Origin of the sequence: Halomonas sp. ALS9, from assembly GCF_001651035.1 — a bacterium.
GTDB lineage: Bacteria > Pseudomonadota > Gammaproteobacteria > Pseudomonadales > Halomonadaceae > Vreelandella.
Genome location: NZ_LXRG01000110.1, coordinates 383508 through 402894 on the forward strand (window position 1 = coordinate 383508; position 19387 = coordinate 402894).

General features: G+C 53.2%; 17 protein-coding genes. 7 read left to right on the plus strand and 10 right to left on the minus strand.

Features of this window, described 5'->3' with window-relative positions; genetic code table 11:
• Positions 1-126 precede the first annotated feature (126 nt).
• The 3 genes from A6R74_RS09975 to mtgA all read left to right on the plus strand — a co-directional run bounded on the left by A6R74_RS09975 (position 127) and on the right by mtgA (position 3134).
• A complete protein-coding gene (locus tag A6R74_RS09975; protein WP_064234356.1) occupies positions 127-1236 on the plus strand; it encodes an S-(hydroxymethyl)glutathione dehydrogenase/class III alcohol dehydrogenase in 1110 nt (369 codons plus the stop codon).
• A 316-nt stretch (positions 1237-1552) separates the two neighbouring features.
• Positions 1553-2407 carry an S-formylglutathione hydrolase gene (fghA, locus tag A6R74_RS09980; RefSeq protein ID WP_064234357.1) on the plus strand — a complete coding sequence of 285 codons (855 nt, stop codon included), beginning with the start codon at positions 1553-1555 and terminating at the stop codon, positions 2405-2407.
• A gap of 10 nt (positions 2408-2417) precedes the next feature.
• Positions 2418-3134, plus strand: coding sequence for a monofunctional biosynthetic peptidoglycan transglycosylase (gene mtgA / locus A6R74_RS09985; RefSeq protein ID WP_064234358.1), 717 nt, complete (start codon positions 2418-2420; stop codon positions 3132-3134).
• Positions 3135-3149: 15 nt separating this feature from the next.
• On the opposite strand, the gene A6R74_RS09990 is transcribed toward mtgA, so the two are convergent.
• Together A6R74_RS09990 and A6R74_RS09995 are read right to left on the minus strand one after the other, a co-directional pair.
• Positions 3150-3917 carry an EAL domain-containing protein gene (locus tag A6R74_RS09990; RefSeq protein ID WP_441294764.1) on the minus strand — a complete coding sequence of 256 codons (768 nt, stop codon included), beginning with the start codon at positions 3915-3917 and terminating at the stop codon, positions 3150-3152.
• Between the two features lie 49 nt (positions 3918-3966).
• Positions 3967-4887 (minus strand): DMT family transporter, encoded by a 921-nt coding sequence (locus A6R74_RS09995; protein ID WP_064234359.1) that lies wholly within the window; start codon positions 4885-4887, stop codon positions 3967-3969.
• Positions 4888-5032: 145 nt separating this feature from the next.
• Here A6R74_RS09995 and A6R74_RS10000 point away from each other — a divergent pair, with 145 nt between their 5' ends.
• From A6R74_RS10000 to A6R74_RS10010, 3 genes are all read left to right on the plus strand, one after another.
• Positions 5033-5422: a DUF4168 domain-containing protein gene (locus tag A6R74_RS10000; protein WP_040480826.1), complete on the plus strand. Its 390-nt coding sequence runs from the start codon at positions 5033-5035 to the stop codon at positions 5420-5422.
• A gap of 248 nt (positions 5423-5670) precedes the next feature.
• Entirely contained in the window at positions 5671-7581 is a 1911-nt protein-coding gene (locus A6R74_RS10005) for a DUF294 nucleotidyltransferase-like domain-containing protein (protein ID WP_064234360.1), read from the plus strand.
• A gap of 1 nt (position 7582) precedes the next feature.
• On the plus strand, positions 7583-8308 hold the full coding sequence (locus A6R74_RS10010) for a 3'-5' exonuclease (RefSeq protein ID WP_064234361.1): 726 nt from the start codon (positions 7583-7585) through the stop codon (positions 8306-8308).
• A gap of 91 nt (positions 8309-8399) precedes the next feature.
• Here A6R74_RS10010 and A6R74_RS10015 read toward each other — a convergent pair whose 3' ends face one another.
• The 4 genes from A6R74_RS10015 to A6R74_RS10030 all read right to left on the minus strand — a co-directional run bounded on the left by A6R74_RS10015 (position 8400) and on the right by A6R74_RS10030 (position 13185).
• Complete coding sequence (locus tag A6R74_RS10015) at positions 8400-10040, minus strand: BCCT family transporter (protein ID WP_064234362.1); 1641 nt, start codon at positions 10038-10040, stop codon at positions 8400-8402.
• Between the two features lie 115 nt (positions 10041-10155).
• Entirely contained in the window at positions 10156-11031 is an 876-nt protein-coding gene (locus A6R74_RS10020) for a glycine betaine ABC transporter substrate-binding protein (protein WP_064234363.1), read from the minus strand.
• A gap of 121 nt (positions 11032-11152) precedes the next feature.
• Positions 11153-11983, minus strand: coding sequence for an ABC transporter permease (locus A6R74_RS10025; protein WP_064234364.1), 831 nt, complete (start codon positions 11981-11983; stop codon positions 11153-11155).
• A complete protein-coding gene (locus A6R74_RS10030; RefSeq protein ID WP_064234365.1) occupies positions 11983-13185 on the minus strand; it encodes a quaternary amine ABC transporter ATP-binding protein in 1203 nt (400 codons plus the stop codon). Before A6R74_RS10030 ends, A6R74_RS10025 begins: the two co-directional genes overlap by 1 nt.
• A gap of 397 nt (positions 13186-13582) precedes the next feature.
• Between A6R74_RS10030 and A6R74_RS10035 the strand changes: the two genes are divergently transcribed.
• A complete protein-coding gene (locus A6R74_RS10035; protein WP_240488197.1) occupies positions 13583-13999 on the plus strand; it encodes a hypothetical protein in 417 nt (138 codons plus the stop codon).
• A gap of 230 nt (positions 14000-14229) precedes the next feature.
• On the opposite strand, the gene A6R74_RS10040 is transcribed toward A6R74_RS10035, so the two are convergent.
• The 4 genes from A6R74_RS10040 to A6R74_RS10055 form a co-directional block, all read right to left on the minus strand.
• The gene (locus A6R74_RS10040; protein WP_064234367.1) at positions 14230-15630 is read right to left on the minus strand and encodes a sigma-54-dependent transcriptional regulator; all 1401 of its coding nucleotides are present in this window, start codon (positions 15628-15630) and stop codon (positions 14230-14232) included.
• A gap of 11 nt (positions 15631-15641) precedes the next feature.
• The gene (locus A6R74_RS10045) at positions 15642-17087 is read right to left on the minus strand and encodes an ATP-binding protein (RefSeq protein WP_064234368.1); all 1446 of its coding nucleotides are present in this window, start codon (positions 17085-17087) and stop codon (positions 15642-15644) included.
• Between the two features lie 53 nt (positions 17088-17140).
• The gene (locus A6R74_RS10050) at positions 17141-18334 is read right to left on the minus strand and encodes a PQQ-dependent sugar dehydrogenase (RefSeq protein ID WP_064234451.1); all 1194 of its coding nucleotides are present in this window, start codon (positions 18332-18334) and stop codon (positions 17141-17143) included.
• Positions 18335-18441: 107 nt separating this feature from the next.
• Entirely contained in the window at positions 18442-19317 is an 876-nt protein-coding gene (locus tag A6R74_RS10055) for an AEC family transporter (RefSeq protein ID WP_064234369.1), read from the minus strand.
• Positions 19318-19387 lie beyond the last annotated feature (70 nt).

Here is a 19387-nt window from a genome sequence, read left to right on the forward strand (position 1 = left end):
CAATAATCTTATGAGTGTATCCCGGTTTATCAAGAGCGCCTAGCTGGCCTACACTGCAACCATTGAAAACATACCGAGCAGCAGGGAAATGCCTGCTGCGGGCGATGCAAAAAAGGAGCAGGCTTAATGAAATCACGCGCAGCTGTAGCATTAGAGGCGGGTAAGCCGCTGGAACTGGTTGAGATTGATGTGGAAGGCCCGAAGGCGGGGGAAGTGCTGGTTAAAATGGCCGCTACCAGCGTCTGCCACACGGATGCCTACACGCTCTCCGGCGCTGATCCGGAAGGTAACTTTCCTGCCGTGCTGGGCCATGAAGGTGCTGGCGTCGTTCAGGAAGTCGGCGAGGGAGTTACTAGCCTTAAGCCGGGTGACCATGTGATTCCGCTCTACACCGCCGAGTGCGGCAAGTGTAAATTCTGTCTGTCGGGTAAAACCAACCTGTGTGGCAGCGTGCGCGCTACCCAAGGTAAAGGGGTAATGCCCGACGGTACCTCGCGGTTTTCACTTGATGGCAAGATGCTGCATCACTATATGGGCACTTCTACCTTTAGTGAGTACACCGTATTACCCGAAGTCTCCCTGGCGGTCGTCTCTAAAGACGCCCCCATGGATAAAATCTGTTTGCTGGGCTGCGGTGTGACTACCGGTATCGGTGCGGTGCTCAATACTGCCAAAGTAGAGCCGGGCGCCACGGTGGCGGTGTTTGGTCTCGGGGCTATTGGTTTGGCCGTCATTCAAGGCGCGGTAATGGCCAAGGCGGGGCGTATTATTGCCATCGACGTTAATGCCGATAAATTCGAGCTGGCCAAACAGTTTGGTGCCACCGATTTTGTGAACCCGAAAGAGTACGCAGATCCGATCCAGCAGGTGATTGTCGATATGACCGACGGCGGTGTTGACTACTCCTTTGAGTGTATCGGCAACGTCAATGTGATGCGTTCGGCGTTAGAGTGTTGCCACAAAGGTTGGGGCGAGTCGATCGTGATCGGTGTCGCCGGTGCTGGCGAGGAAATCTCCACACGTCCGTTCCAGCTGGTCACCGGGCGGGTCTGGAAAGGCTCTGCTTTTGGTGGCGTAAAAGGACGCAGCGAACTGCCGGGCTATGTTGACCGTTATATGAACGGTGAAATCAATATCGACGATTTCATTACTCATGATATGCCGTTTGAGAAGATCAACGAAGCGTTTGAGCTACTGCATGCGGGCAAGAGCATTCGTACCGTGCTGCATTACTAGGTTTTGCACGGCTAAGTGCCAGGGCAGGTTTCCGCGAGGGCGCTGTGAACCCATCCGTGGGCGCTACTTTTGACATCTGACCGCCATGGATGGCGGAAATGCTGGAATTGTCAGGAATACTTTCCGGCCCTGTCAAAAGACCCTCGCTACAACCTGCTCTGGCACTCCGTTATCGGCAGTTTTACAGTCAGCCATTTGCTCTGTGCGTTAGCATGACTAGGCCTAGCATTATTAAGTAGTATACAAAGCACGTTTGAAACGCTAAAACGCGGTAGGGTAGACCTGCCGCGTTTGTTGCATTTAAAGGAACCTGCCCATGAGCATGAGTGAAACGCTAGAACTGGTGTCCGCCAACCGTAGCTTCGGTGGCTGGCATAAACGCTACCGCCACTACTCCCGTGCGCTGGACTGCGACATGATCTTCGCCGTTTACTTGCCTCCCCAGGCGGAAAACGAGCGCGTACCGCTGTTGTGGTGGCTCTCGGGGCTGACCTGTAACGACGAAAACTTTATGCAGAAAGCCGGTGCTCATCGTATCGCCGCTGAGTTGGGGGTGGCCATTGTTTGCCCTGACACCAGCCCACGGGGTACAGACTTGCCCGGTGAACACGAAAGCTTTGATTTGGGCTCCGGGGCTGGGTTTTATGTCAACGCCACCGAGTCGCCGTGGAAGTCGCACTACCGCATGTACGATTATGTGATTGAGGAGCTGCCTTCCGTGGTGCGTCAGCACTTTCCGGTCAACGGCCGCGAATCAATCAGCGGGCACTCCATGGGTGGGCATGGCGCATTGATTCTGGCGCTGCGTCATCCTGGGCGTTTCCGCTCGGTATCGGCGTTTTCGCCGGTGGTCAACCCGATGAATAGCCCCTGGGGGCAACAGGCGTTTACCGCTTACCTAGGTGACGATCAGTCTCGCTGGCGCCAGTACGATGCCTGCGAACTGGTGGCCAATGGTGCTTCCCGCCAGCGGCTGTTTATCGACCAGGGCGAAGCAGATCAATTCCTGGAAGAGCAGCTTCAGCCTGAGCGTTTAGAGGCCGTTTGTGAACAGCACGATCATCCGTTAACGCTGCGTCGTCAACCGGGCTACGATCACAGTTACTTCTTCATTGCCTCGTTCATTGAGGATCATCTGCGCTATCATGCAGACCACCTCATGAAGCGTTAAGGATAACGGGATGCTCAATCGCTCGCTGCGCCGTTTTATGCGTCTGCTATGGCGGATTATTTGGCGTGGCGTCTTAGCCTTTGTGCTGCTGTCAGTCGCGCTGGTACTACTGTTTCGCGTCGTTCCGCCACCGGGGTCGATGGTGATGGTCGAGCGCAAAATACAGAGCTGGATCAACAGTGAGCCGATTCGTATACAGCGCGAGTGGCGAGGCTGGGATTCGCTCCCCGTTAACGCCAAGCTGGCAGTGATTGCGGCAGAGGATCAACGCTTTCCCCACCATAGCGGGTTTGACCTGGTCGAATTGCAGCGTGCGTGGCAGGCCAGCCAAGATGGGGGGCGGTTGCGCGGTGCCAGCACCTTAAGCCAGCAAACGGCCAAAAACGTTTTCCTATGGACAGGTCGCAGTTGGACGCGGAAGGGGTTAGAAGCGTGGTTTACGCTACTGATTGAGATACTCTGGAGCAAGCAACGTATTCTGGAGGTCTATCTGAATGTCGCCGAGTGGGATCGCGGTGTATTTGGCGTAGAAGCCGCTGCCCAGCACTATTTTGGCGTCTCTTCCAGTTCGCTGACTGAGCGACAGGCAAGCCTGCTTGCGGCTATATTGCCCAGCCCGCTGACGCGCAGTGCCGCACGTCCCGACGCCCAGGTTGAGCGACGAAGCCAGTGGATACGCCAGCAAATGCGCAATTTAGGCGGTGCTGATTATTTGCAACATCTGTAGCCACTTCCATCCACGCTAGTCGTATTTGGCGTCGTCAATTTCCGCAAGTGCTTCCAGGTTCGGGTGGGAAAAGTAAAAGCCTTGCTGCATAGGAATACCCAGTGCTAGCAGGCAGCGCGACTCCTCGCGGGTTTCCACACCCTCAGCAATCAGCTGTGTTTCTAATGTACCTGCTAACGCCACCAGGCTACGTAGTATGGCCTGGCGGCGCTTGTTGCTGTCGCACGCCATTACCAAGTCGCGATCGATTTTCAACGTATCCGGGCGTAGATCGGTTAGTAGATCGAGGTTGGCATAACCGTTACCAAAGTCATCCAGCGAGGTGGTAAAGCCCATCTCGCGGTAACTCTCGATAATAGTGCGCATATGGAGGCGGTCTTTGACCCGCTCGGTTTCGATAATTTCGAAATTGAGCCGCTCGGTGGGCCAGCCAACGCGGTGCGCTGCTTCGAGAGTCGCTTGAATGCACGCCTGAGGCTCATAAACTGCATTAGGCAGAAAGTTAATTGAAAGTCGTTCTTGCATGCCCAGTTTGCTGGCTAGTTCTATGGCTTTGATACGGCATGCCTGGTCAAAGCGATACATTAGCTCATCCGTTACTTGGCCTAGTATTGAGAAAGCGGATTCACCATTGGGGCCACGTACTAATGCCTCGTAGTAAATAATTTTCCGTTTACTCACATTAACGATTGGTTGAAACGCCATCGTAAAGGTAAAAGGTACCGGTGAATCACAACGATTACAGTGGTCGTTCACCCTGGCACAGTGATGTTGTGCTGACATGTTATCCAAGCCCTGTTATGCAAATCTCGTTATCGTCGAGTCGCCTTAATTAGGCGGGTTTTCGAATAACCATCACCACCCCAGTGATGGCGACCAACATCCCCACAAGCCCTAGCAGGGGAAGACGTTCGTCAAATAGCCACCACGCCTGAAGCGCCGTGACCGGCGGCACAAGATAAAAAAGACTCGCCACACGCGAGGCTTCCCCCTTTTTAATCAAGGCCATGAGTAACAGGATAGCGGCAATTGAGAGAATCAACACCAGCCAACCCAGCGTCAGCACAAAGGTGCTGCTCCACTCCACTTGGCGAGTTTCAAACAGCAGGGCGCCTATCCCGAGCAGAGCGACCGCCGCCACGTACTGAATAACCGCCCCAGAAAGCAGTGGCATACTGGTGCAATATCTTTTCTGATACAGAGTGCCTATGGAAATACCGATCAAAGCGGCGGTGACACACAGCAGAGCACTAATCCCGAAGCCATCAAAGAGTGACTCACCAATCTCAAGCTTACTGCCGAGCACTAAGCTGATGCCAATCAGCCCCAGACCTAAACCGAGCCACTGGCGCCAGGAGAGCTGCTCACCTAATAACGGCCCGGCAAAGGCCGCGGTCAGCAGTGGCTGAAGCCCCACCAGTAATGCCGCTAAACCGGCCGGCATGCCAAGGTAAATACCGTAGAAGACGCCACCTAAGTAAGTGCCGTGGACTAGAGAGCCTGATATGGCGATGTGTGTCCATAACCTGGGTGATGTAGGCCAGGGTATACGCATAACGATGACCAGTGGGATCAGTAGCAGCAGCGTGAGGACAAAGCGAATAAACAAAAACGTAAAAGGTTCTGCATAAGGCAGGCCAAATTTGGCGCCGATAAAGCCCGTACTCCAAAGCAGCACAAAAAGTATAGGCATGGCGGCCAATCCTGCCGAGGATAGATCATTGGTACGTAACTTGTTGAAAAAGCTTGGCATGTCGTTTCCATAGTAGAGTAATTTAGCTATTTTTCTGATACATAAAGTTCTTATTGTTACTATGTTTTACATAATAAATTGAACCTGCTTGAATTAGGCGCGTCACAGTGGGCACATACATAACGCAATATTGAGGTTTCTTACTATGCAACGTATGACTGCTCTGTTCTCCGCTGCCCTGCTCGCCACTGGTCTGATGACGGCTACTGCCCACGCCCAGGAAGAGCAAGGCGCTGCACAAGATCCAATGGCAACCCAGCAAGCGCCCGCCCAGGATTTTTCTGATGACCAGCTCCAGCAGTTTGCCGATGCTTCTCAAGAAATTGCGGTTATTTCTCAGGAATATACCCAGCGTCTGCAGGAAGCGGAAGATGAAACAGCGCAACAGGAAGTGCGCACTGAAGCTAACGACCGCATGATCGAAGTGGTCGAAGATAGCGGCCTAGATGTTGATACTTTCAACGCTATCGGTCAATCCATTCAGCAGGATCCAGAAATGATGCAGCGTGTGCAGGAAATGGCTAGCCAATCGTAAGCCATATCGCTGACAGTGTCTGATTTTGATTTTGCTAACACAGTATTTACTAACATAGTAACTGTTATTTAGCAGAGTGATTATCAGCATGGCTTCGGCCAACAAAGCCCGGTGCATAACTGCACCGGGCTTTTTTTTGACGGCTCGCTTCGCCAACGATTCGTTTTATTATGCTTGTTGGGGTTTACCTAACTTAACCTTCCCGCCACACTTTAGGTTATCTACCCCGACACGCCCGAGGAGTCCGTATGGATGTCGAACTGTTAGAAATACGCCAGCATATGGGCCGGTTCCCCCCGTTTGATGGGCTGTCGGATGATCTTCTCGATGCCATTGCTGAACAGGTGGAAGTGAGCTACTTCAAAACCGGCAGCAGCATTTTAGCCCTAAACGATATCCTCAATGATCTATGTTATATCCGCAGTGGCGCTGTGGAGGTCTATCGCAGCCAGGGGGAGCTATATAACCGGTTAGGTGAAGGCGATATTTTCGGCCATTTCAGCCTGCTGCGGAATCATAAAGTGCGCCTCCCTGCGAAGGCGATTGAAGATACCTTGCTCTATTTTATCCCTAAAGCGGTCTTCCAAAGGCTGTGCGATGAGGATGAGCATTTTGCCGATTTTGTCGAGTTGGAGCGGCCGCGGCTAGAGAGCGCCGCCGAGCAGCAAAAGAAGTCCAACGACATGATGGTGACGCGGATACGTAAGCTGCTGACCCGCTACCCGGTAATGGTGGAAACGTCTACCAGCGTTCAGCTTGCCGCGCAGCAAATGAGCGACGCCCAAGCCTCCGCGCTGCTGGTAATAAAAGAGGGCAGCGATAACCCGCGCTACAGTTTTAAAGATAGCGAAGGCCAAACCTGGCAAATGTGCGGGATTTTAACCGACAGTGATTTTCGTACCCGCATTGTCGCCGAGGGGCTATCGCCACAAACCTCGGTCGGCGAGGTTGTTTCCTCGCGGCTAATTACCATTCAATCGGACGCCTCTGTTTATGAAGCCATGCTGACGATGCTGCGCAGTAATGTGCATCACCTGCCGGTGCTTTATCGTCAGCGCCCGGTGGGCGTGGTGCACCTTTCCGATATTATCCGCTACGAAACCCATAGCGGTCTTTATTTGGTCAGCAATATCTTCAATCAGTCCAGCGCCCAAGGGCTGGCGCGTTTAGCGCCGGATGTACGCGCGGCGTTTGTGCGCATGGTGCAAGAGGGCGCCAATTCTCAGATGGTAGGTAGCGCGCTCTCTACCATCGGGCGTAGCTTTACACGCCGGTTGCTGGAAATGGCTGAAGCCGAGCTCGGGCCGCCGCCGGTGCCTTACTGTTTTATGGTCAATGGCTCCATGGCGCGCAACGAGCAGAGCATTGTCACCGATCAGGATAATGCGCTGATCCTCTCCGACGAGTTTAATCCTGAAGAGCATGACGACTACTTTTACGCCCTGGCAAAAATGGTTAGTGATGGCTTAGACGCCTGCGGCTATACCTACTGCAAGGGCGATGTCATGGCGACCAATACGCAATGGCGTCAGCCGCTCAGCGTTTGGAAGGGGTATTTCCAGGATTGGATGGCCAACCCCACGCCCGAACGGCTGCTGCACAGCTCGATTTTCTTTGACCTGGATAGCTGCTACGGCGAAGACCTCTTTGTGGAAACGCTACAGGATTTGATTGCCGAGACAGCGCCAACATCACCACTATTTTTAGCCGCCATGGCGCGTAATGCCTTAAACCGTACGCCACCGCTAGGGTTTTTCCGTACCTTTGTGATGGAGCAAGATGGTAAGCACAATAACTCCATTAACTTGAAGCGCCGCGGTACGGCGCCAATGGTGGATTTGGTGCGGATTCATGCCTTGGCCTGCGGTTCCAAAGCGCAGAACTCCTTTCAGCGTTTGAATGACATCAGCAAGACCCAGCTGTTGGCGACCGGCATGAGCGACAAGCTAAGCTATGCGTTTGAGTTTTTATGCATGTCGCGGGTTCGCCATCAAATGATCGATCTGCAAGAGGATCGCCTGCCGGACAACAATATCGAGCCTGAAAACGTTGCCGATAGCGAACGGCACACCCTCAAAGACGCTTTTCAGGTGTTGAGCAACGCGCAAAAGTTTCTCAAATACCGCTACCCTATGCCCGCTCAGCGGCAGGGGCGTTAAGATGTTCGGTATACGCCCACGTCAGAAAATTACCCAGGCCGACTGGAAGGCCTATATGGCTCAGCAGGCTCAGCGGGTGAAAAATCCCGCTATCCAACAATTTTTTGGGACGCCATTGCCTGACCCTGAAACACCCATTTCCGAGGTACCTATGGTGGCGCTGGATATGGAGACCACCGGGCTGGATGAGCGGCGTCACGCGATTGTCAGCGTTGGTGTCGTCCCCTTCACGTTAAACCGTATCAAGTTAGCCGAGCGGCGCTATTGGGTCGTCAAACCGCCCAGGCCCCTTGATGAAGCCTCGATTGCTTTCCACCATATTACCCACTCAGAGATCGCCCAGGCGCCGGATCTAGACGACATCCTTGATGAACTACTGGCTCAGCTAGCGGGGCGATTGGTGGTCGTACATTTTCGTAATATCGAACGACCCTTTTTAGATGCAGCGGTCAAAGCCCGTCGTGGGGAGGGAGTGCTGTTTCCGATGATTGATACCATGTCGTTGGAAGCGCGGTTGCACCGCCAAACGCTATGGGCGCGCTTTCGCCGCTGGCTGGGACGCCCGCCGGTTTCCATCCGCCTGCACGCTAGCCGTAGACGCTACGGCTTACCCGCTTATCAAGGGCATCATGCTCTGGTAGATGCGCTGGCGACCGCGGAGCTGTTGCAGGCGCAAATTGCCACCCACTATCAACCTGAAACGCCACTTAAGGATATATGGTGTTAAAGGCTATCTTTCAACATATCGACAAAAAAACGGGCAACCCAGTGGGTTGCCCGTTTTGCTTACTAAACCAAAAGATCGGTTTAAAGCAATGCTAGACGGCTTTGGGTTCGCTCATCAGTCCCTTGATGATGGCATAGCAGGCCACCAGCAAGATGATGGTGAACGGGAAGCCGGTAGACACCGCCATGGTTTGTAGCGCGGTCAGGCCACCGCCGAGCAGCAGAGCAATCGCAATCGCGCCTTCAATGATCGCCCAGAACACACGCTGTGGCGTCGGTGCATCGACCTTACCGCCTGCGGTAATCGAGTCGATCACCAGCGAGCCGGAGTCAGATGAGGTAACGAAGAATACAATTACCAGCACAATGGCGACAAATGAGGTGATTTGTGACAGCGGTAGCTGCTCCAACATAACGAATAGCTGCAGGTCGACACCCGCATCACGTACGGCTTCAATGCCCTGACTCAGATATTGGTCGATTGCCGTGCCACCAAAGGTGGTCATCCATAGTACTGATACTGTGGATGGCACCAGCATGACCGAGACCAAAAATTCACGCACTGTGCGGCCACGGGAAACCCGCGCGATAAACATACCGACGTACGGAGACCAGGAGATCCACCAGGCCCAATAGAAGGCTGTCCAGCCTTGGCTAAAGTTAGCATCTTCACGGCCAAAGGGATTCGACAGCGCAGGTAGATGAACCGCATAGTTCCACAGGTTTTCAAAGAAGCCCGTGGCAATCATTAGGGTAGGGCCAACTGCAATCACAAAGAAAAGTAGGATTGCCGCGAGGACAATGTTGATTTTGGAGAGCAGCTGTACGCCCTTATCAACGCCCGCAATGATAGAGCAAATGGCAATCATCGTAATGCCGATGATCAACAGGATCATGGTGATATCACTTTCCGGCGCGCCAAACAGGTAAGTTAAGCCCGCTGCAGCCTGGGTGGCACCTAGCCCTAGAGAGGTAGCCAAACCAAACAGCGTGGCAAACACGGCCAGAATATCGATCACGTGACCCGGCCAGCCCCAAACGCGTTCCCCCAAAATGGGGTAAAACACCGAACGCATGGAGAGCGGCAAGCCCTTATTGAACGAGAACAGCGCTAGCGAAAGCGCCACGACGGCGTAAATCGCCCAAGGGTGTAGGCCCCAGTGGAAGATGGTGGCCGCCATAGCCAGTGCCGTCGCACCGTCAGCGTCGCCTTCCGCGCCTGCTAACGGTGCCCAGCTGCCGCCGTCAAAGGATGTGCCAAAGTGGGTCAGTGGCTCATTGACGCCGAAGAACATCAGGCCAATGCCCATGCCCGCTGCAAATAGCATCGAAAACCAACCCATATAGGTAAAATCAGGTTTGGCATCAGCGCCGCCAATGCGAATTTTACCTAAAGGGGAAAAGATCAGGCCAATACATAAAATAACGAAGATGTTCGCCGCTAAAATAAAGAACCAGGATAGATTGCCGGTCAAAAAGCTGAAAATATTGTCATAAATAGGTGCAATCGTATCTTGCAGCGCGAGGGTCAGCACCACAAACAGCAGCACGATAACGGCTGATATACTAAATACCTTGCCGTGCAGGTCTAGATTGAGACCCATGGTGTTAGTGGTGATGTTGTCTTGGCCGATGACATAATCGGTATCAATCAGGTTCGCCGGGCCATCTGGAGCAGGTATGCCCTCAGAGACCGGCTCTTCAGGGGGACGTTTATCGTCGTGGTTATCCACAGTAGCCTCTCTATTTTTAACAGCAGTCTGCTGAACAGATACATGTCGAGCAAAGGGATCGTTATAACGACAACAGAGGGCCGAAGCCCCCCGTTGTATTGCTTACTTGGATAGCTTAGCTATTGAGCCACTGCTCAACGACGTCCTGGTTATCTTCAACCCACTGCTTAGCATTCTCGTAGGGGTCGCTGCCATCTTCCTGGTTCATCAGCATGACTTCACCCATCTGCTCAGGCGTCCACTCGAAAGCATCGAGAATAGCATAGGCTTCCGGCATGTCATCTTCCAGCCCTTGACGAACGGCCGTATGGATTTGCTCCGCACCACCATAGACATTCTCAGGATCTTCTAGATATTTGACATCAAAGCGAGCAAACATCCAGTGGGGCGTCCAGCTGGTAACAACAATATCTTCTTCGTTATTAATCGCGCTGGCGAGTGCAGCCGTCATGGTCGCACCACTGCCGCTACGCAAATTCAGCTCAAGGTCATAGGTATCCACAACCTCTTCAGTGAGGCTCATGAGGCCTGCACCGGGGTCAATACCGATGATCTCGCCATTAAAGCGGTCGGCGTTATCGTTCAGATCAGCAATCGAGTCGACGTCGGTGTATGAAGGAACAACGAGGCCTAGCTTGGTGCCGTCCAGGTTAGGGCCAAGATCCTCAATACTATCACCCAGTCGCTCCATGTAATCGGCGTGAGTGGTCGGCAGCCAAGCGGCAACGATGGCATCCGCATCGCCAGTCGAGAGTGCTTGGAACATGGCCGCTGCTGAGAGTGATGTTAGGTCAACCTCATAGCCTGCTTGCTCAAGTACCGCGGCAATGACGTTAGTAGAAGCGACTTCTGAAGACCACTCCACGTAGGCCAGGTTAACTGTGCCTTTCTCTTCTTCGGCTTGCGCCGCGCTGCTGACGGCAACGCCGGCACCCGCTAACAGTGCCAGTGAAGCAAGACGGATACGGAGGTTCAATGTGCGATTTTTCATTCACTTTCTCCCTTGGGTATAAATTTTAATGTGGTAAATGTTTACTGCTCAATACAGCATGAATAGCCAGAAGCGACTTAGCAAACGCGTGGCTCAACGCAGCCGCTTCAGTTGCTTTGCCTTATTTGCGCGTTTTGCGTAGCGATTGCGTTAAACGATCCAACAGCATTGCCAATATCACCACCGCAATACCTGCTTCAAATCCATCGCCAGGGCGCAAGCGTTGAATCGCACGCCATACTTCGCTGCCTAAACCATCTGCCCCAATCATGGCGGCAATGACCACCATGGAGAGGGCCAGCATAATGGTCTGGTTGATACCCGCCATTACTGTGGGCAGTGATAGCGGCAGCTGCACTTTAAACAGTTTCTGACTACGGGTGGCGCCATAGGCATCGGCGGCCTCAATCAGCTCTACCGGCACTTGACGAATGCCCAGAGTGGTAAAGCGAATCGCCGGCGGCATCGAGAAGATCACCGTAGCAAAAATCGCCGAGACTGAGCCAATACCGAAAAATGGAATAGCCGGAATCAAATAGACGAACGCGGGCATGGTCTGCATAAAGTCCAGAAGCGGCATAATGACCCGGTAAAGCCGGTTAGACAGCGCCGCGGCAATACCCACCGGTAGCGCGATAACGACTGCCACCAGGGTGGCAAACACCACCAATGTGAGCGTCTCAATCATGGGCTCCCACAGGCCCAGGTTCCAAATCAATGCTAAGCCCGCGATGGCACCAATAGCTAAGCGAACGCCGCCTAACCGCCAGCACAGCAGGGCGATCAAGCCTAGCAGTGCCCATTCAGGTAACCAAAAAAGGCCATCGTTTAAAATATCAATGCCGGTTTGGGTGAAGCGAGAAATGCCCCGGGTAACCATGGAGAATTCGCTGGTCAGCCAAGTCAGACCGCTCTCAATCCAATCACCTAGCGGGATGCGTGGGATCTCCATTATTGCTCTCCTGCTCGTGCCAGTTCATCGAGTACTGCGCCTTTTACCACCACGCCAAGTAGCTGCTCCTGCTGATCAATAACAGCGATGGGGAAGCTCTTTTCACTGAACATGGCAAACAGGTTATGCAGCGGCTCATCCATGGGGACTTTGCGAAAATCCTGAGTCAGGTAAGGAATAATCGAGTCGGCTCCCTCTTCGATCGCCCGGCTGGCGGCATCGGCCTCAAGTAAGCCGAGTAGACGCCGATTGCGATCAACGACATAAATAGAGTCGATAGCATGGTCACGCATACGGTGCAGCGCCGTGCGCGGTCCGTCGCTTTCGCGAGCGGTAGAGCGCAGCGGCCGCATAGCGCTTTCGGCGGTTAAAATACGCGCTCGGTCAACGCCTTGAATAAAGCGTCGCACGTAGTCATCGGCAGGCTTGGTCAGAATTTCTTCCGGCGTGCCGATCTGCACCACTTCGCCATCTTTCAACAGTACGATCCGGTCGCCAATGTTGAGCGCCTCATCCAAATCGTGGGTGATAAAGACCGTGGTCTTTTGCATTTTGGATTGCAGCTGCAAAAGCTCTTCCTGCATGTCCTTGCGAATTAGCGGGTCGAGCGCTGAGAAGGCCTCATCCATTAACAGCACGGTGGCATCGTTAGCTAGAGCGCGTGCTAGACCCACGCGTTGCTGCATGCCGCCGGAAAGCTGGTTGGGATAGGCATCTTCCCAGCCCTCTAGACCTACTTGCTTTAGTGCATCATGAGCAATCTTGTGTCGCTCAGCTTTCTCTACGCCACGGATTTCCAAACCGAACTCGGCATTCTGGTGCACAGTGCGGTGGGGAAATAGCGCGAAGTTTTGAAACACCATAGAGAAGTGGCGGCGGCGACACTCCAGCAGCGCTTTCTCCTTCAGCGTGGGAATGTTTTCACCGTCGATAATGATCTCACCTTCGGTGGTCTCAATCAGACGGTTCAGGCAGCGGATCAAGGTCGATTTGCCCGACCCCGATAGCCCCATGATAACCAGCAGTTCGCCTTCATAGACATCAAACGAAATATTGGATAGCCCCAGCGTCTGGCCGGTTTTCTCCAGAATTTCGGGGCGTTTCATTCCCTGGTTACGTAGTTCAATGGCTTTTTGTGGTTGCTTGCCAAAAACTTTGCTTAAGCCGCGCACTTTAATTTTGACGGGTCGTGTCTCGTCCATCGGCGATGCCTTTTTTTTCAGTAAAAACGTGTTGAGCTGAATGGGCGTGTGTCGTTGCCATGCCATTCATAAAGAAATAAGAGCTTGAGTCGGATAATTTATTAAAAATTATTATACATAGGTAGGGCCAGTGTGTCACAACGGCTCGCTCAACGGGGCAATTAACGCTACATGTGTCATTTTTTACCCACCCAGGGTGTTTTGTTTAATGCTTATTCTGGCACATTGTTTTGTTTTTAAGATGTTGATTATATTTAATAAAATTAATTATTTTTATTTTTGGCACGTAAAATGAATAGGTTGGGTGTAGGCAACATATTTATATGTATAAGGCTGGTTTGCGATTATCCAGTGAGACATTTAGAAACATACGGTGTTAGCAATGGAGGTGGGTATTATGGACAAGCAGCATGACCACATTGAGAGTAAGCAATTTTCCAATCGCCCACGCTGGTTAACGCTGTGCATGATGGCGACAGCAGCAAGTGTTCTTGTATTAGCCGGTTGCGGTGACAACGAAGAGACAGCACCGCCTGCAGATGAGACCGTGCCATTAGAGCAAGACGCGACTACTCAGCCAGAACCCAGTACGAATGATGAGAGCATGAATGAAGAGCCTATGATGGAACAGGATCCAGGTTTGAATAACGATCCCGCATCAGAAGGCGCGATGTCTGATGACACCATGCCAGATAACACCATGGATGAGCCTGTAGAAGGCACCATGAATCCAGCTGAGGATGAGCCTGGTTTTGGTGAAGGCACAGATCCTATGCCGGGTGCTGAAGATGATGAAAATTCAACCAGCAATTAAAGAGTTAACCGTTATCAGGTAGCTGTTTTTAAAAAATTTTTAAGCAACTGTTTTTAAGCGATTTTTTTAGTAAGTATTTTTGTAAGTGTACCGCTCCCTACGATGGTAAATCGCCTCAGCTGTTTGTTCCCTGCGGCTGCTCCACACGGTTTACCATCCTTTCTGCCCCCGCGCCCGCGGGGGTTTTTTTTGGCTGCCTTTTAGCGCTTCCTTCTAGATCTTACTTCTAGTTACTCTTCATTATTTTCCAGGCGACGATAGAGCGTCCGGCGCGCAATTCCCAATACCTCTGCGGTGCGCCGCTTGTTGCCACCCGTTGCTTCTAATACTTTGTTAATATAGCGCTTTTCAACTTCTTCTAGGCTAGGCCAGCGGATCGGCGGTGGCGTTGGCAACTGGCCTCCTGCCAGCACTTCGCCGCTGACGGCGGGCACCAGGGGCTTGCCGGTTTCCACCGTTGACTGTTCGCGCAGCCGCTCGGGCAGATCTTTATAGCTGAGCGAGCCATCTTCGCTTAGGGTGACGGCCCGCATAATGGCGTTTTCCAATTCGCGGACGTTGCCGGGGTAAGCATAGTTGAGCAGGTTATTAAACGCTTCGGGTTCAATTTGCTCTATTTGTTTACCCTGCGCTTCGGAGTGCTTGTCAATGAGCGCAAACACAAGATTTTCAATATCGGTACCACGTTCGCGCAGTGGGGGAATGCGCAGCGAGAAGGTCTCCAGGCGATAAAATAAATCGCTGCGGAAGTTCTCTTGCTCGATCTCTTTCTCGAGGTTGCGGTGGGTCGCGGCAATGATACGTACGTCCACCGGCTCTTCTCGCTCCCCGCCTACTGGGCGCACGGTTTTTTCCTGCAGAGCGCGCAGCAATTTTGCCTGCAGATTAATCGGCATTTCACCAATTTCATCTAAAAACAGGCTGCCACCCTGGGCACTATGAAATAACCCTCGGCGCGCTTCGTTAGCACCGGTAAAGGCACCTTTGACGTGGCCGAAGAACTCGCTCTCCATCAAATCCGCAGGAATACTCGCACAGTTAACCGGTACAAATGGTTGGTCATGGCGCGGGCTTTCCTGATGAATAGCGCGGGCAAGTAGCTCTTTGCCAGTGCCGCTTTCACCTAAGATCAGAATGGGGGCATCGCTTTTGGCAAGTCGGGAAGCGTCATGAAATAGCGTCTGCATGACCTGACTTTTACCCACAATGCCATGGAAATGACTGATATCCGTGTCGTGGAAAACCGCCAGGCGTTGGCGTTCCAACACACGAAATACAGCTTCGCGGATGGCATCAAGGTCTAACGGCTTGGTTAAAAAGTCGTCAGCTCCAAGTTTTAGTGCTTCAACCGCCTGATCAATAGTGCCAAACGCGGTAATCACAATGATGCCCAGCTCGCTGCCTGCTTGGCGGAGCTGCTGAAGTAACTGAATGCCGGTCATGCCTGGCAAGCGCACATCGGTAATCACCAGTGAGACGGTGGTGTGGCTCAATAAGGCAATCGCCTCTTCAGCACTAGATACGCCGAGCGTTGTGTAGCCTGCATCCTGCAGCTCTTCTTCCAATAACTCACGTATAGCGGCGTCATCTTCCACCACCAACAAAGGTAAAAGGGGTTCCTGTTGGGTCACAAATGTTGTCCTCACGCGGATGCGGTTTCACTAATAGGTAGCGTAATTTCAAATCCAGCGCCGCCTAGGGCGCTGTCAAACACGCCGATCGTACCGCCGTGGTCATTAATAATGCGATGTACCATAGAGAGTCCCAAACCGCTGCCTTGGCCGACCGGTTTGGTGGTAAAAAATGGGTCGAATACTTTATGGTGATGGGCGGTGGGAATCCCCGGGCCATCATCTTCCACCCACAGTGTCAATTCGTGCTCTTGCTGCTGAGCGCGCACCCGAATTCTGCTCACTTCGGGGGCTTGCGCTGCATTGCGCAGCAAATTGGTCAGCACCTGCACAATTTGTTGGCCGTTGGCCAGTAAGTTGGGTGTCGGCGTCGGTAATTCAATGTCTAAACGGATATTGCGTGGTTCTAGCTCATCTTCCACTAGGTCTTTGGCACTTATAACTAGCTGATCGAGCGCCTGTTCGTCTTTTTCTACGTTATGTTGACGGCCTAACTCCATCAGTTGGCGAACAATTTCAACGATGCGCTCCACTTCGCCGCGTATGCGTCCCAATCGTGCACGTTCGTCGTCGCCAATCACATCGCGTCGAGCCAAGCGCTGAGCCTGGCCGTTAATCACCGTTAGCGGCGCGCCTATTTCGTGGGCTACCCCCGCCGCCAGTACGCCCAGTTCAGCCAATTTCTTTGATTTACGCAGGCGCTTTTCAAGCTCAATTTCGCGCCGCTGGCGATTTTCGATCTCTTGGTCTTTCTCGGCCATCGCATCTAGCATGCCATTCAAACCGGAGGCGAGGTGGCGATATTCGATAGGGCCGTCTTCGGTGGCGCGTTGGCTACGATCACCTTCCTCAACCAACTGCATCACGTGCACCAACCGATTCAGCGGGCGCTCAATATGGCGGCGAAACCCCCACCAAATACTAAATACGATCCCGGCCGCGCCAATCACAAACACCAGAACGGCCACAATACTGATAAAACCCGTGTAGTTCTCGATCCCGGTATTTAACCGATTTACCTGCAGCACGCCATAGACAGTGCCATCCTGTGAGCGCAAAGGTGTCAACGCAGAGTAGTAATTCCAACCCTCGTGTTGTCGGTAATTACTGTATAAGTCATCGCGTTCAATGACTTGCTGAATTTCTTCGCGGCTGAAAATATCTTTGCCAAGGCCTAGTCCGTAAATATCACGACCCTGGGTATCGAAGACATAAGCACCGTAAATTCGATGGAAGGAGAACGCCGACTGCAGCGCTTCTTCAAGCGGTGTGTTGCTATCCGGCGTAACCGCGTAGCTGAGTGATGAGCTCAGCGTGCGGGTAATAATCTCAACTTCCGTTTGTAGCTTCGAGCGTACGTTATCTTCAAGCGACTTGATCGCCACTAAGCTAAACACCACCAGGATGACAAACAGCGGCACAATCACCGTTAAAATAATTAAATTGCGTAATCGCATGGGGCATCCATGGTGGTTTTGATACGTTTAGCTAGCGGCGAGTGAGTGAAACGCTATTGGTTTGTTGGCGCCAGGCGATACAAGCTGCCTTGAGGGTCGTCAGTGAGTAAGTAAATGGAGCCATCAGCACCTTGACGAACATCGCGAATACGGCCTACTTCGCCTTGTAAAATCAGCTCTTCTTCGGCGACACGGCCCTCTTCTAAGCGCAGACGCAGTAGCTTCTCGCTACCTAGCCCGCCCGCCAATAAATTGCCCTGCCACTCGCCGAAAGCATCGCTGGTCACTTCAGCAAGCCCGGCAGGCGCAAAACGGCCTTCAAAAACGTACACCGGGTCAACCATCCCTGGTAGTGAATCTTCGCCAATCGGCTCATTAGTCGCGTAATCATTGCCCTGGCTGACGGTTGGCCAGCCATAATTGTTGCCTGCTTGGATATGATTCAGCTCGTCGCCGGTGCGGGGGCCGTGTTCTGACGCCCAGGCCTCGCCGTTACTGAGTACGGTCATACCCTGAATGTTGCGATTCCCCATGGAGTAAATTTCATCCAGAGTGGCGTCATCGTCAACGAAGGGGTTGTCGTCAGGAACGTCGCCCGTGGCGGTAAGGCGCAGGGTAGACCCCGCATGGTCATCGCTGGCCTGGGCGCGGGGTGGTTCGCTGCCGCGGTCACCAATACTCATTAGGAGCGTGCCGTCGGGCAGCCACGCCAACCGGGAGCCGTAGTGGCGGCCAGGCCCAGAAGCACGATCCTGCTCGAATAAGTGTTCGACTTCGCCCAGCTCATCGCCCTGCCATTTTACCCGTGAGAGTGCTGAACGGCTGTCATTACCATCGGGTTTGCTCCAGGTGAAGTAGACCCAATCGTTGTCGCCTTCGCCGTCTCCTCCTTCAAAATCGGGGTGCAACACTACGTCTAACAGCCCGCCCTGGCCCCGAGGACTCACTTCTGGCATGCCTTCCAGCGTACTGGTGTCCCCATTCGTGGGGTCGACGAGCTTCAACTGCCCGCTGCGTTCGCTCACCAAGTAGCGGCCATCGGGTAGAAATGCCACTGACCAGGGGTGTTCAAAACCCTCAGCAACTCGTTCAATGGAAAGCGTTAGGTGGTCGGTTTCCAGTGATTCGTGGACGACCTCTGCTTTTGCCGTACTGATAGCGCTCGCTAGCACTACCCCACTGATCCCCGCCAAAACCGCAGGGGTCAGCCGGGGGTGAGTATGATTGCTCTTGTTGATAGACAGCATAGCGTGCCCTCTGGTGATATTAATCATTGGCATCCTTGTCAGTAGTCTAGCAGTGACCTTTTAGCTATGTTGGGGTTCCACTACTTCATGATGAGCAGGGCAATTAACTACATGAGCAGGGCGAGTAGCACGGGCAGGTAAAACAGCGCTAATAACGTAGAGCAGAAGACCAAACTGGCCACATAGACAGGTTCGCGCTGGGCGCGCTGAGCAAAGAGATAGTTGAATACCGCCACCGGCATGCACATCTGCACCACTAAAATACTTTGAGCCAGGGGCGGCAGGCCTACCCAGCCTGCAATCAACCAGGCGACCCCAGCGGCGAGGGGCACGCGCACTAAGCTAAACCCAAGCCCGGAACGCAGGTTCTTCACCTGAATGCTGGCCAGCGATACGCCTAGGGTAATCAGCATCAGCGGTACCGTGAACCCCGACATTAAATCTACCGTATTCGCCAGCCACGGCGGCAGGGAAGTGTCCGTCAGCAGCAGTGCCATGGAAATCGCGATGGCGTAGACCGTGGGCGTTTTAGCGAGGGTTTTGAGCGGGTTGCCTTGGCTGCTAAGCACGGCGCCTAAGGTGAACTGAAACAGTGAGACGGTCACCATTACGGTAATGCCATAGGCAAAACCGGCACTACCAAAGGCGTAAAGCACCACGGGTAAGCCCATGTTGCCGGTATTAGGGTACATCATGGGGGCAAGCAGCACCCGCCAACTGCGGCGCAACAGTTTTGCTACCACAAAGGTAGCCGCCCCCATGGTGAGAATCACCAACGCAGCGGCTAGCATCGTCTGGCCAAAAGTGTTGGCATCAATATCAGCGCCCGCCAGAGACGCCAACACCAGCGATGGGGTGCCAATGTTAAACACCAGTCGGGTAATGAAGTCGACCGGGTAGGGATGGCCTAGGCGTACCCACAAGTAGCCGAGCCCTGCACCCGCCAGCACGGGCGCCATGACAGCAAAGAGTTCGGCGAGCATTTACAGTCCTTGGCTAATCGTTAGCCGCCTATTGTCGTTAATAAGCGGGCTAACTGGCAAGGTAAACACT